Source organism: Kitasatospora sp. NPDC088742, assembly GCF_055584905.1.
On record NZ_JBVJLD010000011.1, the window covers coordinates 136445 to 150016 of the forward strand.

Sequence of the window (13572 nt, forward strand, 5' to 3'; positions counted from 1 at the left end):
GATGTCGGAGTGCCCCCACTGCATCCGGAGGGCCCCCACCCCCCGTCCCCCGTCCGGCATCAACGTCCGCCCCGGGCGGGCTAACCGGGGGGGGGGGCCCGGGGGCCGGGGGCCCCCGACTCGTACATGCCCGGTTCGGGCCCGGTCAGAACAGCGGGACGCCGCCGCGGACCAGGCGCCAGGTGCCGCCGCCGAACTCGGCCGGGTCGATGACGCCCTTGGCCTTCACCCAGGTGATCATCGTCTGGCGGATCTCCTCGGAGTTCGACCAGGCGACCGTGGCCTTGGCCACGTGCGGGAAGTTGCCGCCGCCGTTGGCCCGGTAGTTGTTGACCGCCAGCACGAACTGGGCGGCCGGGTCGACCGGGGCGCCGTTGTAGCTGAGGTTGACGATCCGGGAGCCGACCGGCCGGGTCAGGTCGATGTCGTAGGAGACGCCGTAGACCGAGTCGTAGTTGTAGTCCGGGGTGTTGGCCTGGTTGGTCAGGGTGTCCAGGTTGACCGGGTCGGCCGCGCCGAGCTGGGCGAAGTACTTCGCCGAGTACTCCAGGTAGTCCTTGACCTGGGCACCCGTCAGGACCCGGGCCTCCAGGGTGTTCTCGTAGATGTACAGCCCGGCGGCGTCGCGCAGCTTGACGGTGCCGGCCGGGATCACGGCGGTGCGGTTGAACGGCGCGGCCTGCGCCAGCACCGGCAGCGCCGCGTACGAGGTGCCCGCCAGGGCGGCCTTGACGGTGTCCACCTGGACCCGGCCGATCAGGTCGATGATCGGGACGTCCTTGAACCGGGCCTCGGCGATGGAGAGTTCGGTCTTGCAGGTGCCGATCACCTGGTTGACGTAGGCGACCGTCTTCCTGTGCTGGGCGTCGATCAGCCGGACGATCTCCCGGTCCTCCGGCACGGTGTTGGAGTTGAGCACCCGGGAGGAGACCGAGGTGACGTTCCACCGGCCGCGCTCGAACTCCACCTCGAAGTCGAAGCAGGTCAGGCGCTGGCCCCAGGCGAGCGGCTCGGAGAGCACGACCGTCTTGCCGGTCTCCCGGTTGGTCACCAGGCGCTGCGGGATCTCCTTGTGCGCGTGGCCGACCAGCACCGCGTCGATGCCCGGCACGGCGGCGGCCAGCTCGGCCGCGACGTTCTCGCCCCAGGGCAGCTGGTCGCCCCAGGAGCTCGGCTCGTCCGCACCGGTGTGCGCGGCCACCACGACCACCTCGGCACCGGCCGAACGCAGCCGCGGCACGTACTTCTTCGCCTGCTCGACGATGCCCGGGAAGACCATCTGCCCGGCCACGTTGGCCTTGTCCCAGATCGCGATGCCGGGGTTGGTCAGGCCCAGGATGCCGACCCGCAGCGCCCGGCCGTGGCCGAGGTGCAGCTCCTTGATCACGTACGGCGGGAAGGCGGGGCGCTCGTTCTTCGCGTCCAGCGCGTTGGCGCCCAGCAGCGGGAAGTCGAGCTGGCGCTCGAAGGCGCGCAGCAGCGGGATGCCGTAGTTGAACTCGTGGTTGCCCAGCGCGGCGGCGTCGTACTCCAGCGCGTTCATCGCCACGGCCATCGGGTGCTTGGGCGCGCGCTTACCGGTGATCGGCTCGACCCGGGCGTAGTAGTACGCGAGCTGGGTGCCCTGGATGGTGTCGCCGGCGTCGATCAGCAGGGTGCGCTCGCAGCCCTTCTCGGCGCGGATCTGCTTGACCAGGGTGGCGATCTTGGCGAGGCCGACGTCGTTGTGCGCCTTGTCGTCGTACTCGGCGTCGGTGAAGTAGTCCCAGTTCAGCACCCGGCCGTGCAGGTCGGTGGTGCCCATCACGGTGAACGTCTGCTTCTTCTTCTCGCGCCCGCGCTGCTCGGCGGGCGCGGCCGCAGCCTCGGTGGCGGTGGCCATCGGCAGGCCGCCGACCAGGGCGGCACCGGCGGCGGTGACGGCCGTCCGGGCGACGAAGTCACGACGGTTCAGGGGCATGTAGGGCTCCAACGTGAACGAACGGGGCGTCAGCAGGCAGGCGGTGACGCGCGTAGAAGTCTGCACGCAAAACCCGCCCGCGAACACCCCCCAACACGTTTCCAACAGGTGAGCGCTGAAAGACCCGCACATGAAACCCGTACCCCTGTGGCGGCAGGGAGTACCGGTACGGCTTAGATGTAACCCTCGCGGAGGGCGTGGGCGACGGCGTGGGCGCGGTTGCGGAGGTTGAGGCGGGTGGTCAGGCCGTGCAGGACGTTCTTGACGGTCCGTTCGGAGTAGGAGAGCTTGCCGGCGATCTCGCCGGTGTCCCAGCCCTCGGCGATCAGGCGGAGGATGTCGGACTCGCGCTCGGAGATGCCGGGCGGGGCGTAGCCGGGCAGGCCCTGGACGCTGCGCTGGAGCCGGCCCATCTGGGCGATCAGGCGGCCGAGCAGGTCGCCCGGCAGGTCGCCCTCGCCGCGCGCGGCGGCCAGCACGGCCTGCCCCAGCCGCTCCGCGGTGGCCTCGCGCCGTCGCAGTATGGCGGAGACCCCGCACTCGACGGCCTCCAGCAGGTCGGCCTCCCGGATCTGCTCCACCACCAGGACCACCCGGCTGCCGTCGCGGTGCACCAGCCGCCGCATGGTCCCGGTGACCGCGTTGTCCACCGTCTCGGCCACCACCACGGTGACCGTGCCGGGCCCGGCCTCGGAGACCACCTGGAGGTCACCGCAGGCGCGCAGCTGGCTGGCGGCTCCCGCGTAGGAGATGGGGTCGGTCGCATGGATCGCGACCTGGACCACGGCGGTGTGCCGCAGTGTCTCGTCGGCGAACTGGATCGTCACGGTGGCCTGCCTCATGCCTCGTCGGGTGCCCTGACATGCGGGAACGGCGAAGCCCTGGCCCCTCCCGACTGGTCACATGCTCACCGTGGGGGCCCGGGGGTGACCATCGTGGTCCACCACGAGATCCGTCAGGTGAGACGAAGGTCACACCACGAAGTGGTCGTTCGGGGGGTCCGGGGCAGGGCGTCGACACGTGGAATGAAGCGAGAGCGGCACTGGGAGGGGAAGCGATGCGCAGCGGTGGCACCGCCGCCGGGGTGATGGCCCCGGCGGAGGCCGGTCTGACCGAACGTCAGGCCGTCCTGGCCGAGGCGGCCCGGCTGGCCGACCTGGCCCGGCACGGCACCGGCACCCTGATGCTGCTCACCGGACCGAGCGGGATCGGCCGCAGCGCCCTGCTGGACGCCGTGGCGGACCCGGCCGTCTCCTGGGGCATGACGGTGCGCCGGGCCGCCTGTGCCCCCGACGAGACCGGACACCCGTACGCGGTGGCCCGCCAACTCGGTGGCTCCGGGCCGGACTTCGGTCCCGACGAGGAGGGCCGCACCCCCTGGGAGGTGCTCCGCGAGACCGCCGTGCGGCGCCCGCTGCTGCTGCTGGTGGACGATGTGCAGCACGCCGACCCGGCCTCCGCCGACTGGCTGCGCCAGCTCGCCCGCCGGCTCCACCAGCTGCCCGTGCTGCTGGTGGTGACGGAGCGCCGGGAACCGGGGGCGGCCGACCGCAGGCCGCCGTTCGGCGCCGGGCTGCCCGCCGCCGTGCTGCAGACCCGCCGCCTCGCCCCGCTCAGCCCGGCCGGCACCGCGGCCCTGCTCGGCGACCGGCTCGACCGGCCCGTTTCGGACCGCCTGGCCCAGGAGTGCCACCGGGCCACCGCCGGACTGCCGCTGCTGCTCACCGCGCTCACCTGCCCGGACGGCCGCCCGGTCGGCGACGAGCTCGGCCCGGTGCCGACCGCCGCCTTCCGCGAGGCCGTCGGCCACTGGCTCGACCGCGTCGGCGAACCGGCCGCCACCGCCGCCCGCACACTGGCCCAGCTCAGCGGCACCCGCACCGGCTCGGTCGGCCTGGCCGACCTGGTCGCCGCCCAGCCGGGCTGCCCCGGCCACCCGGAGCACACCGGGCCGTCCGAGGACGCCGGCCTCTCCAGCTGGCTCCCGGGCTGGCTGCAGGGCCTGCAGACCATCGGCCTGCTGCGCCCCGCCCGCGGCGACGCCCTGCCGGAGTACGCCCACCCCTGGCTGGCCGCCGCCCTGCTGGCCGGCTGGAGCGACCAGCGCCGGGCCGAACTGCACCGGGGCGTCGCCACCCTGCTCTACGGCCGCGGCGAGCCGGACGACCTGGTGGCCGAACAGCTGCTGCGCACCGAGGTCTGCGGCGCCGAGTGGGCCGCCGACGTGCTGATCGGCACAGCCCGGCAGATCCTGCGCGACGGGGACCGCGAGTACGCCGTCCGGCTGCTGCGGCGCGCGCTGCGGGAGCCGCTCAGCCAGTGCCGCCGCGGCTCGGTGCTGGTCGAACTCGGCTGCCTGGAAGTCACCTTGGGCCCGCCGGAGTCCGTCAACGGCACCCGCCACCTGGCCGAGGCGGTCCGGCTGCACCAGTCCGACGAGGCGGTCTTCGAGGCCGCCAACGCGCTGGGCGTCGCCCTGGCCGGCCGGGGCGAGACCGCCGCCGCCCTGGACGTCCTGGAGGACCTGGCCGAACGCTTCGCCGACCGCGCCGACCTGGCGCACGCGGTGCACGCCGCCACCGCGATGATCGCCTCCCACGACGGGGACAGCTGGCTCCAGGTGGTGGACGGCGTACGCCGGATCGAGGCCCGCTCGGCCACCGGCGTGGCCCCGGCCGCGTACAGCCTGCTGACCGAGTTCGACTCCACCAGCGGACGCCTCTCGGCGGCCGAAGTCTCCCGCCGGGTGGTCGAGTTGACCGCCCAGCCGATGGACAGCTTCTCCGCCAGCTACCTCACCGCCTCGGCCGCCACACTGGCCCAGTGGGCCGACCGGCTGGACCTGGCCGACCGGCTGGTCGCCGAGGGCCTGACCGCGCACCGGGGCGCCAAGCTCCACCCGGCCTACCAGTGCCTGCTCAGCGTGCGGGCCGAGAGCCGGATGATGCGCGGTCAGTTCTCGCTGATGCTGCAGGAGCTGGCCGCCGCCTCGGACCAGCGCGGGGTGCTGACCCTCGGCAACGCCCACCTCACCTCCCAGGCCGTGATCGCGCTCTGCGAGACCGGCCACCCGGTGCAGGCCAGGCAGCTGGTCGCGGCCGGCTTCGAGGACAGCCCGCCGAGCGGCCCGTCCTCCTGGGAGATGAACGAACTCGTCTACGCCCGGGGCCTGTTGCGGCTCGCCGACGGACGGGCCGAGGAGGCGCTGGCCGACCTGCTGGACTGCGGCCGCCGCCAGCTGGAACGCCAGGTGCTGAGCCCGATCGTCACCCCCTGGCGCTCGGCCGCCGCCGACTGCCACCTGCTGCTCGGCCAGGTCGGCCCGGCGGCCGAACTCGCCGCCGAGGAGCTCCGGCTGGCCCGCATCTGGGACACCCCGCGGACCGTCGGCCGGGCCTTGCGGGTGCTCGGCGCCGCGACCGGCGGACGGCAGGGGCTGGCCACCGTCCAGGAGGCGGTGCGGCTGCTGCGCGCGGACGGGCTGGACGTCGAACTGATCCCGGCGCTGACCACCCTCGGCGGGCTGCTCGGCGGCAGCGGACAGCGCGCGGCTGCCCGGGAGGCCCTCCGCGAGGCGGTCAGCCGGGCAGAGCGGATCGGCGCGGTGCGGATGCGCGCCGCGGCGGCCGACCTGCTGCTGGCCTCCGGGGCACGGCCCGACCGGCAGCGGCAGACCGGCGCGGGCGCGCTGACCGCCGGCGAGCAGCGGGTCTGCCGGCTGGCGGCGGAGGGCAACTCCAACCCGGAGATCGCCGAGCTGCTGCACCTGGCGCTGCGCACGGTGGAGACCCACCTGACCAACAGCTTCCGGAAGTTGGGCATCAAGCGGCGGGCCGAGCTGGCGGGAGTGCTGGAGCGGCCGCAGGAGTGAGCGGGGCCGTCCGGGGGAGGTGGCCGTCGGCACCGGCGGATGCGGTGGGGCGGCGGTCACCTGGGGTGGTCCTCTCCGGTCGGCTGGTGAGGTCCAGCCTGCCGGGAGCGACGGGTGGGACACCAGGGCCGGACGGTCACCACAGGGGGACGAGTGGGAGTGTCCGTAAGGGCAACCGGGCAGTAACCTGAGCCCCCGTCATCACCCCCACCCGGGCACGGCCCCCGGCGGGGGTGGGCCTCAGAGCAGCCCGGCGAGGCGCTCCAGCTCCGCCTTGAGCGCTGCCGTCGGGTCGACCCCGCCGGGGACCAGCGTCTCCCAGCTGCGCGCCCGGACGTAGCCGTCCAGGGCGAGCGGCAGCTCCCGGACGAGGACCTGCCGCGCCTGCCCGGCCTCCGCCTTCGCCAGCGCCGCGAACAGCCCGTCCGCGTCCACCGAGGAGGGCAGCCCGATGGCGGCCGCCCGTTCCCGGAGCACCGCCAGCTCGGCCCGCAGCTCCGAGGGCAGCGCCTTGGGCCGCGGCGGCTTCGACGCGGGCCTCGGCAGGGGCTGTGGCACCGGCTGTGGCACCGGCTGCGGTGTGACCGCCCCGGCACCCGCCCCCGCCCCGGCCCCGGGCTCCACCTCGGGGATGCCCCCGGTCCGGTCCCAGGGCCAGCGCCGGGGGGCGAGCAGCGCGCCCGCCCCGTACAGCCCCGCGACGACGGCCGGCCACCACGGCCCGGCCGCCCCCGCGAAGTACAGCGCCAGGCCGCCCGTGCCCGCCGCGCAGCCGATCAGGTTGCGCGGCGACTCCAGGTACCGCAGCAGCCGGTCACTGATAGCCACGGATCTCCTCGAACGCCCCGTCCAGCGAGCCCCGTCCGTCGAACAGCTTTCCGCCCGTCAGGTCCGCGATGCCCTGGAGCTGCCCCGTCGCCGCGTCGCCGAACAGGATCGGGAAGACCGGCACCGCCCGGGCGGCCCCGGTCAGCCCGCCGTACCAGGAGCGGAACTCCTGGTCCTTGAGCCCCTCGTTGCTCTCCCCGTCCGTCATCACCACGATCGAGGTGAAGCGGTCGTCCGCGCTCGCCGCCCGCTGACGGCCCACCAGCTCGAAGGCCTCCTTCAGGCTGCTGTACACCGCCGTGCCGCCGTCCGCCGCCAGCCCCTGCACCTCCTGCTGGATGCGGGCCAGCTCGGCCTCCGGCGGCCCGGCCGGGATCCGGTACGTCCGCTCCGACTTCACCGCCGAGGCGAACTCGACCACCGTCACCTCCTCGCGCTGGCGGAACCGCCGCTGCCCGCGCGGGTCCTGGGCCCCCGTCAGCCGCGCCATCGCGGCCTTCAGGGAGTCCAGCCGGGGCCCCTTCATCGAGCCCGAGGTGTCCAGCACGTACACCGTCCGGGACGGGCGGCGCAGCTCGTTCTGATAGGCCGACAGCAGCCCGTCCGCCACCGCCCGGGTGCCCGGAAACGGCAGCTCCCGGCGCCGGTCGGCGGGCAGCCCGGCGGCGGGCGCGACCCCGGTGGTCACCGGGCGGCGCAGGGTCTCCTCGGTGATCCGCTGCTGCGCCTTGGGGTCGAGCAGGTACCGGCCGAGGCGCTGGAAGGAGTCCTGGGCGGGCTTGCCGGCCGAGGCCAGCAGGGTGAGCGGGTAGTCGGCCGAGACCACCCCGTCCACCGGCCGGACCACCGTGAGCCGGTCCTCGGCGGGCAGGGTGCGGTTCATCGAGAGCAGCACCGACTCGTAGTTGACCAGGGCGCCGACCCGGGTCTCGTTCTGCTTGGCGGCCTTCTGGTAGGCCTCGGCCAGCCAGCCCGAGGAGCCCGAGGTCAGCTTCTGCCCGCTGAAGAACTGCTTCAACTGCGGTGCGGCCTTGGCCACGTCGGCGTCCGACAGGGCCGAGCCGGCCCCGGAGAACGCCGAGGCCAGCGCGACCAGCGCGGAGAAGCCGGAGTTGGAGCGGGACGGGTCGGCCATCCCGTAGCTGAGCTTGCCGGCGACCGCCGCTTCGCCGATCTTCCCCCAGGTGACCTGCGAGCCGTCCCCCCAGCCCAGTTCGCTCAGCATGGTGGACCGCACCCCGACCGCCACCGGCGAGCTCATCACCGGCGTCTCGGAGAGCAGCTTGCCCTTCCCCGCCTCGTCCAGCCGCAGGTAGTGGTTGGACGGGAACCAGACCGCGTCGTACTTGCCGTCCGCCTGCCCCGAGGCCACCGTGTCGGCCCCGTCCAGCGAACCGGACCAGGTGAACTCCACCTTCACCCCGGTCGAGGCCTTGGCGTCGGCCAGCACCGGCGCCATGTCCTGGAGTTCGCTCCCCGCCAGGACCCGGAGCACGCCGTCCTTCGGCTGCTCCGTCCCGCCGCCGCCGTTCCCGCCCTCACTCGTGCAGCCCGTCCCGGCCAGCGCCAACGCCAGCACGGCGGGCGCGATCCGTCGCAGCACCCCGTCCCCCCTCATCCTCTGCCTCACTTCTTGGCGGCGTCGACCAGCCGGGCCAGCACCTCGACCGTCGGCGGCTGTGCCTGGACGATCCCGGCCTCGGCCAGGCCCGGCACGAAGACCAGCCTCGGATTCGGCGACTTGACCACCCGGGAGAAGGCTCCCGGGTCGGCCTGCGGGCGGAAGCCGTGCAGGGCCGCCAGGTTGATCAACTTCGGGTCGTCCCGAAGCAGTTCGGCGATCTTCTGCCCGTCGGGCGTCAAGCTGACCGCCGTGTGGTCACTCGTGACGGTGGTGTCCGGGTAGAGCACCACCAGGTCCGTCGCCGTGGTCCCGTGCGCCACCAGCGAGGCCACCTGGGACTCGTAGGCCAGCACCAGGGGATTGCCGACCCCGCTCTGGAAGTCCTTGAACGGGCCGTCCGAACTGGTCTTCTGGCCGCCCTGTTTGGCCGTCAGCTTGCGCAGCAGCGGGGCGACCGCCTGCTCCCCGGCGGTGTCGGAGACCACCCGGTTGCCGTTCTTCACATAGGCGGCCGCGGCCAGGTAGAGCGCCCCCGAGGAGGAGGTGGCCGGGTCGGTGCTGGTCACGAACAGGTCCCCGGCCAGCTCCGGGATGACCTGCGGCTCCTTGATCCGGTCCCACCGCACGTCGTTGCCCACGGCGTCCAGGTACTTGGCCATGTCCAGCTTCCAGGGCTTGCCCTCCTGGTGGGTGGCGTACCCCTTCTCGACCAGCAGGTCGGCCACCTTGTCGTGCGCGATGACCACCAGCGGCGAGTAGAACGGCTGGACCGGTTCGGTGGTGATGCCCTGCTTCTTGGCGACCTCCAGGGCCGGGCCCCGGCTGGCCGGGAAGACCATCCCGTAGCCGTCCAGGTTCGCGCTCGCCATCGACCAGGAGCCGATGGTCTGGCTCTTCACCTCGAAGCCTTTGGCCCTGAACTCCTCTGCCACGACGGGGTCGTTGAAGAACTCCGCCTTCTCCGAACCGATCAGGATCCGCACTTCGGTGAGCTTCGGCCCGGGATCCGGACGGAGCACCGCGTACGCCACCCCGCCCAGCAGCACCAGCGCCGCAAGTACGCCGATGACTCGTCTCATCGCCAACCCTTCCCCCACCAGCGGCACTTCAGGACCTTGAGATTCCCGCCCGGCCGGGAGCGGTGCCCGAACCCGGGGTGAACCGGAGGTGAACAAGCCTTCACGGAACCGCATCGGTCTCGGTGTGTCAGTACCAACTCGGGCTCACGGTGGGAGAACTAACGACGTGTCACTCCGTTCACCGAATCGTTCGACAACTGCCACGGTGCAGTCGGCCGGAACGGCGAAGTTACGTACCGGTAATGTTTAGGCTCTCAGCCATGCGCCGAGCAAAAATCGTCTGCACCCTCGGGCCTGCCGCCGACTCATACGAGCAGATCAAAGCCCTTGTCGACGCCGGTATGGACGTCGCCCGTTTCAACCTCAGCCACGGCTCCCAGTCAGAACACGAGGAGCGCTACCGCAGGGTCCGCAAGGCCGCCGAGGAGACCGGCCGCAGCATCGGGGTCCTGGTCGACCTCCAAGGCCCGAAGATCCGACTGGGCACCTTCGCCGAAGGTCCCGTACTCCTCGAACGCGGCGACGAGTTCACCATCTCCGTCGAGGAGGGTGTGGTCGGGGACCGCGACACCTGTGGCACCACCTACCTCGGGCTGGCCGACGACGTCCGGCCCGGTGAACGCATCCTGGTCGACGACGGCCGGGTCTGCCTGGAGGTCACCGAGGTGGCCGGCCCCCGGGTCCGCTGCACCGTCCTGGAGGGCGGGCTGATCTCCGATCACAAGGGACTCAACCTCCCCGGCATCGCCGTCTCGGTGCCCGCGCTCAGCGACAAGGACGTCGCCGACCTGCGCTGGGCCATCCGGACCGGTGCCGACCTCATCGCCCTCTCGTTCGTGCGAAGCGGGGCCGATGCCGAGGACGTCCGCCGGATCATGGCGGAGGAGGGCCGGTCGGTGCCCGTCCTCGCCAAGATCGAGAAGCCGCAGGCGGTGGAGAACCTCGAGTCCATCGTCGACGCCTTCGACGGCATCATGGTCGCCCGCGGCGACCTGGGGGTCGAAATGCCCCTGGAGGACGTGCCGTTGGTGCAGAAGCGGGCCGTCAAGCTGGCCAAGCGGAACGCCAAGCCGGTCATCGTCGCCACCCAGATGCTCGACTCGATGATCAACGCCTCCCGGCCCACCCGGGCCGAGGCCTCCGACGTGGCCAACGCCGTCCTGGACGGCACCGACGCGGTGATGCTCTCCGGCGAGACCTCCGTCGGCAAGTACCCGGTCGAGACCGTCCGCACCATGGCCCGGATCATCACCGCTGTCGAGGAGGACGTCCTCGCGGCCGGGCTCCCGCCGCTCACCGACTCCAACAAGCCGCGCACCCAGGGCGGCGCCGTCGCCCGCGCGGCGGCCGAGATCGGTGACTTCCTGGGCGCCAAGTACCTGATCGCCTTCACCCAGTCCGGCGACACCGCCCGCCGGCTCACCCGCTACCGCTCGCCCATCCCGGTCCTGGCGTTCACCTACGAGCCCGCCGTCCAGGGGCAGCTCGCCCTCACCTGGGGTGCCGAAACCTTCCTGGGCCCGTTCGCGGCCACCACGGACGAGATGGTCGCCCAGGTGGACGCCGCGCTGCTCTCGCTGGGCCACTGCCAGAAGGGTGACATCGTGGTCATCACGGCGGGCTCCCCGCCCGGCCTGGCCGGCTCCACCAACCTGGTCCGCGTCCACCACGTGGGCGAACTCGACAACTGACGCCGGCTCGACAACTGACGAACGGGGCGCGGCCGGTGGGCCGCGCCCCGTTCTTTGGGGTGCCGGGTGCGGGATTCGAACCCGCAAGCCCTTTCGGGCAGATGTGTTTGAGACATCCGTGTATGCCATTCCACCAACCCGGCGAGGGTGAGCGCTCAGAAGGATACCCTGTGCGCGCCTTCTGGTGCAGCTAGGTAGGCTCGTGCCCTGCAGCACCCCGCCGGAACGAGGAGCCCCGTGAGCACCGCCGACGAGCAGGCACAGCCGCTTGACATCGACTCGCCCCAGATCACCCGAATTGTCATCGCCGAGGACGAGGCGCTGATCCGCCTCGACCTGAAGGAGATGCTCGAGGAGGAGGGATACACCGTCGTCGGTGAGGCCGGTGACGGTGCGACGGCCCTGAAGCTGGTCGAGGAGCTGAGGCCCGACCTGGCCATCCTGGACGTCAAGATGCCCGTGCTGGACGGGCTGTCGGCTGCGGAGCAGATCCACGAGGCGCACCTGGCGCCGGTGCTGATGCTGACCGCGTTCTCGCAGCGCGAGCTGGTGGACCGGGCCCGGGACGCCGGGGCGATGGCCTACATCGTGAAGCCGTTCAGCAAGAGCGACCTGGTGCCCGCGATCGAGATGGCGGTCTCCCGCTACACCGAGATGCGGACGCTGGAGGAGGAGATCGCCGACCTCACCCAGCGCCTGGAGACCCGGAAGCTGGTGGACCGGGCCAAGAGCGTGCTCCAGACCAAGTTCGGGCTGACCGAGCCGGCAGCCTTCCGCTGGATCCAGAAGACCTCGATGGACCGCCGGATGACCATGGCCGCCGTGGCGGAGGCCGTGATCGAGGAGGGCGTCGCCCAGGACAAGAAGAAGGCCGAGGCCACCGAGGGCTGAGCCCCGACCGTCCGTACGCCGAAGGCCCGCCCCTCCTCGGAGGGGCGGGCCTTCGTGGTGACGCGGTGTCAGTCCTCGCCGAGGTAGGCCTTGCGGACCTCGTCGTTGCCGAGCAGGTCACGCCCGGTGCCGGTGAGCACGATCTTGCCGATCTCCATCACGTAGCCCTGGTCGGAGAGCGAGAGCGCGGCCTGCGCGTTCTGCTCCACCAGGAGGATGGTGGTGCCGGCCGCCTTGAGCTCGACGATGGTGGCCATGATCTTCTGCATCATCAGCGGGGAGAGGCCCATCGAGGGCTCGTCCAGCATCAGGAGCTTCGGACGGGACATCAGGGCGCGCCCCATGGCGAGCATCTGCTGCTCGCCGCCGGAGAGCGTGCCGGCCGCCTGCTTCCGGCGCTCGCCGAGGATCGGGAAGAGCGTGTAGGCGCGCTCCACGTCCTCGGCGATCCCGGCACCGTCCTTGCGGAGGAAGGCACCGAGGAGGAGGTTCTCCTCGATGGTCATCCGCGGGAAGATGTGCCGGCCCTCGGGGGAGTGGGCCAGCCCGAGCGCGACGATCTTGTGCGCCGGGACGGAGGCCAGCGGCTGCCCGTCGAAGGTGATGGTGCCGCCGGTCGGCTTGAGCAGGCCGGAGAGGGTGCGCAGGGTGGTGGTCTTGCCGGCGCCGTTGGTGCCGATCAGGGTGGTGACCTCGCCCTGGTTCGCGGTGAAGCTGATGCCCTTGACGGCCTCGATCTTGCCGTAGGCGACGCGGAGGTCCTGGACCTCGAGCAGAGCGGTCATTCGGCGTCTCCCGCCTGCGAGTCGGTGCTGGTGGTACCGGCGGTGTCGGTGGCCGTCTCCAGGGGAGCGCCGAGGTAGGCCGTGATGACCCGCTCGTCGCCCTGGACGGTCTCCTTGTCGCCCTCGACGATCTTCTGACCCTGCACCAGGACGGCCGTCCGGTCGCAGAGGTTGAAGATGAACTTCATGTCGTGCTCGATCACCAGGATCGCGACCCCGAGGTCGCGGATGGCGAACACCAACTCCTCGGCGGCGTTGGTCTCCTGGGGGTTCATGCCGGCGGTCGGCTCGTCCAGCAGGAGCAGGCCGGGGTCGCTGGCCAGCGCGCGGGCGATCTCCAGCTTGCGCTGCTCGCCGTAGGGCAGGTTGCGGGCCAGGTGGTCCGCCTTGGCCGCCAGGCCGGTGAACTCCAGGAGCTCCATGGCCCGTTGGCGGCTGGCCGCCTCGGCCCGGTGGTAGCCGGGGCCGCGCAGGATGGCCGAGAACAGGCCCTCCTTGGTGCGGCTGTGCCGGCCGACCAGGACGTTCTCCAGCACGGTCATGTTGGCGAACAGCCGGATGTTCTGGAAGGTGCGGGCGATGCCGGCCTGGGTGACCAGGTGCGGCTTGGGCGGCAGCACGGTGCCCTTGTAGCTGACGGTGCCCTCGGTGGGGACGTAAAGACCCGTCAGGCAGTTGAAGAAGGTGGTCTTGCCGGCGCCGTTGGGGCCGATCAGACCGACGATCTCACCCGCGTTGACGGTGAGGTCCACGTTGTTGACGGCGGTGAGGCCGCCGAACTTCATGGTGACGCCGCGGGCGTCCAGCACCGTCTCGGTCGTGGTGGTGGTGCTCATCTGGGTG

At 72.1% G+C, this 13572-nt stretch carries 10 protein-coding genes and 1 tRNA gene; 3 read left to right on the forward strand and 8 right to left on the reverse strand.

What is annotated here, in order from left to right; translation table 11 throughout:
- Window positions 1–145 precede the first annotated feature (145 nt).
- Window positions 146–1960: a bifunctional metallophosphatase/5'-nucleotidase gene (locus ACZ6ZR_RS12310; protein ID WP_465642012.1), complete on the reverse strand. Its 1815-nt coding sequence runs from the start codon at window positions 1958–1960 to the stop codon at window positions 146–148.
- A 173-nt stretch (window positions 1961–2133) separates the two neighbouring features.
- Entirely contained in the window at window positions 2134–2802 is a 669-nt protein-coding gene (locus ACZ6ZR_RS12315) for a helix-turn-helix transcriptional regulator (protein ID WP_465642013.1), read from the reverse strand.
- A gap of 215 nt (window positions 2803–3017) precedes the next feature.
- On the opposite strand from ACZ6ZR_RS12315, the gene ACZ6ZR_RS12320 reads away from it, so the two are divergent.
- Window positions 3018–5831: a LuxR C-terminal-related transcriptional regulator gene (locus tag ACZ6ZR_RS12320; protein ID WP_465642014.1), complete on the forward strand. Its 2814-nt coding sequence runs from the start codon at window positions 3018–3020 to the stop codon at window positions 5829–5831.
- 240 nt (window positions 5832–6071) lie between these two features.
- On the opposite strand, the gene ACZ6ZR_RS12325 is transcribed toward ACZ6ZR_RS12320, so the two are convergent.
- Genes ACZ6ZR_RS12325 through ACZ6ZR_RS12335 form a run of 3 tightly spaced genes read right to left on the reverse strand, consistent with a single transcriptional unit; the run spans window position 6072 to window position 9362 of the window.
- The gene (locus tag ACZ6ZR_RS12325) at window positions 6072–6659 is read right to left on the reverse strand and encodes a hypothetical protein (RefSeq protein WP_465642015.1); all 588 of its coding nucleotides are present in this window, start codon (window positions 6657–6659) and stop codon (window positions 6072–6074) included.
- Window positions 6646–8277, reverse strand: coding sequence for a substrate-binding domain-containing protein (locus ACZ6ZR_RS12330; protein ID WP_465642016.1), 1632 nt, complete (start codon window positions 8275–8277; stop codon window positions 6646–6648). The genes ACZ6ZR_RS12325 and ACZ6ZR_RS12330 overlap by 14 nt, the downstream gene beginning before the upstream one ends.
- 8 nt (window positions 8278–8285) lie before the next feature.
- Window positions 8286–9362, reverse strand: a complete 1077-nt coding sequence (locus ACZ6ZR_RS12335) for a hypothetical protein (RefSeq protein ID WP_465642017.1) — start codon at window positions 9360–9362, stop codon at window positions 8286–8288.
- Window positions 9363–9622: 260 nt separating this feature from the next.
- Between ACZ6ZR_RS12335 and pyk the strand changes: the two genes are divergently transcribed.
- The gene (gene pyk, locus ACZ6ZR_RS12340; protein ID WP_465642018.1) at window positions 9623–11053 is read left to right on the forward strand and encodes a pyruvate kinase; all 1431 of its coding nucleotides are present in this window, start codon (window positions 9623–9625) and stop codon (window positions 11051–11053) included.
- Window positions 11054–11113: 60 nt separating this feature from the next.
- Here pyk and ACZ6ZR_RS12345 read toward each other — a convergent pair.
- Window positions 11114–11196 (reverse strand) — tRNA-Leu (locus tag ACZ6ZR_RS12345).
- 94 nt (window positions 11197–11290) lie between these two features.
- Between ACZ6ZR_RS12345 and ACZ6ZR_RS12350 the strand changes: the two genes are divergently transcribed.
- Complete coding sequence (locus tag ACZ6ZR_RS12350; protein ID WP_465642019.1) at window positions 11291–11944, forward strand: ANTAR domain-containing response regulator; 654 nt, start codon at window positions 11291–11293, stop codon at window positions 11942–11944.
- 68 nt (window positions 11945–12012) lie between these two features.
- On the opposite strand, the gene ACZ6ZR_RS12355 is transcribed toward ACZ6ZR_RS12350, so the two are convergent.
- A complete protein-coding gene (locus ACZ6ZR_RS12355) occupies window positions 12013–12729 on the reverse strand; it encodes an ABC transporter ATP-binding protein (protein WP_465642020.1) in 717 nt (238 codons plus the stop codon).
- The gene (locus ACZ6ZR_RS12360; protein ID WP_465642035.1) at window positions 12726–13565 is read right to left on the reverse strand and encodes an ABC transporter ATP-binding protein; all 840 of its coding nucleotides are present in this window, start codon (window positions 13563–13565) and stop codon (window positions 12726–12728) included. Before ACZ6ZR_RS12360 ends, ACZ6ZR_RS12355 begins: the two co-directional genes overlap by 4 nt.
- Window positions 13566–13572: the final 7 nt, after the last annotated feature.

Excerpts from the sequence above, each read along its gene's own strand:
- ACZ6ZR_RS12310 (WP_465642012.1), bottom strand. The coding sequence starts at position 1,960 with ATGCCCCTGAACCGTCGTGACTTCGTCGCCCGGACGGCCGTCACCGCC.
- ACZ6ZR_RS12355 (WP_465642020.1), bottom strand. The coding sequence starts at position 12,729 with ATGACCGCTCTGCTCGAGGTCCAGGACCTCCGCGTCGCCTACGGCAAG.
- ACZ6ZR_RS12335 (WP_465642017.1), bottom strand. The coding sequence starts at position 9,362 with ATGAGACGAGTCATCGGCGTACTTGCGGCGCTGGTGCTGCTGGGCGGG.
- ACZ6ZR_RS12360 (WP_465642035.1), bottom strand. The coding sequence starts at position 13,565 with ATGAGCACCACCACCACGACCGAGACGGTGCTGGACGCCCGCGGCGTC.
- pyk (WP_465642018.1), top strand. The coding sequence starts at position 9,623 with ATGCGCCGAGCAAAAATCGTCTGCACCCTCGGGCCTGCCGCCGACTCA.
- ACZ6ZR_RS12315 (WP_465642013.1), bottom strand. The coding sequence starts at position 2,802 with ATGAGGCAGGCCACCGTGACGATCCAGTTCGCCGACGAGACACTGCGG.
- ACZ6ZR_RS12320 (WP_465642014.1), top strand. The coding sequence starts at position 3,018 with ATGCGCAGCGGTGGCACCGCCGCCGGGGTGATGGCCCCGGCGGAGGCC.
- ACZ6ZR_RS12330 (WP_465642016.1), bottom strand. The coding sequence starts at position 8,277 with ATGAGGGGGGACGGGGTGCTGCGACGGATCGCGCCCGCCGTGCTGGCG.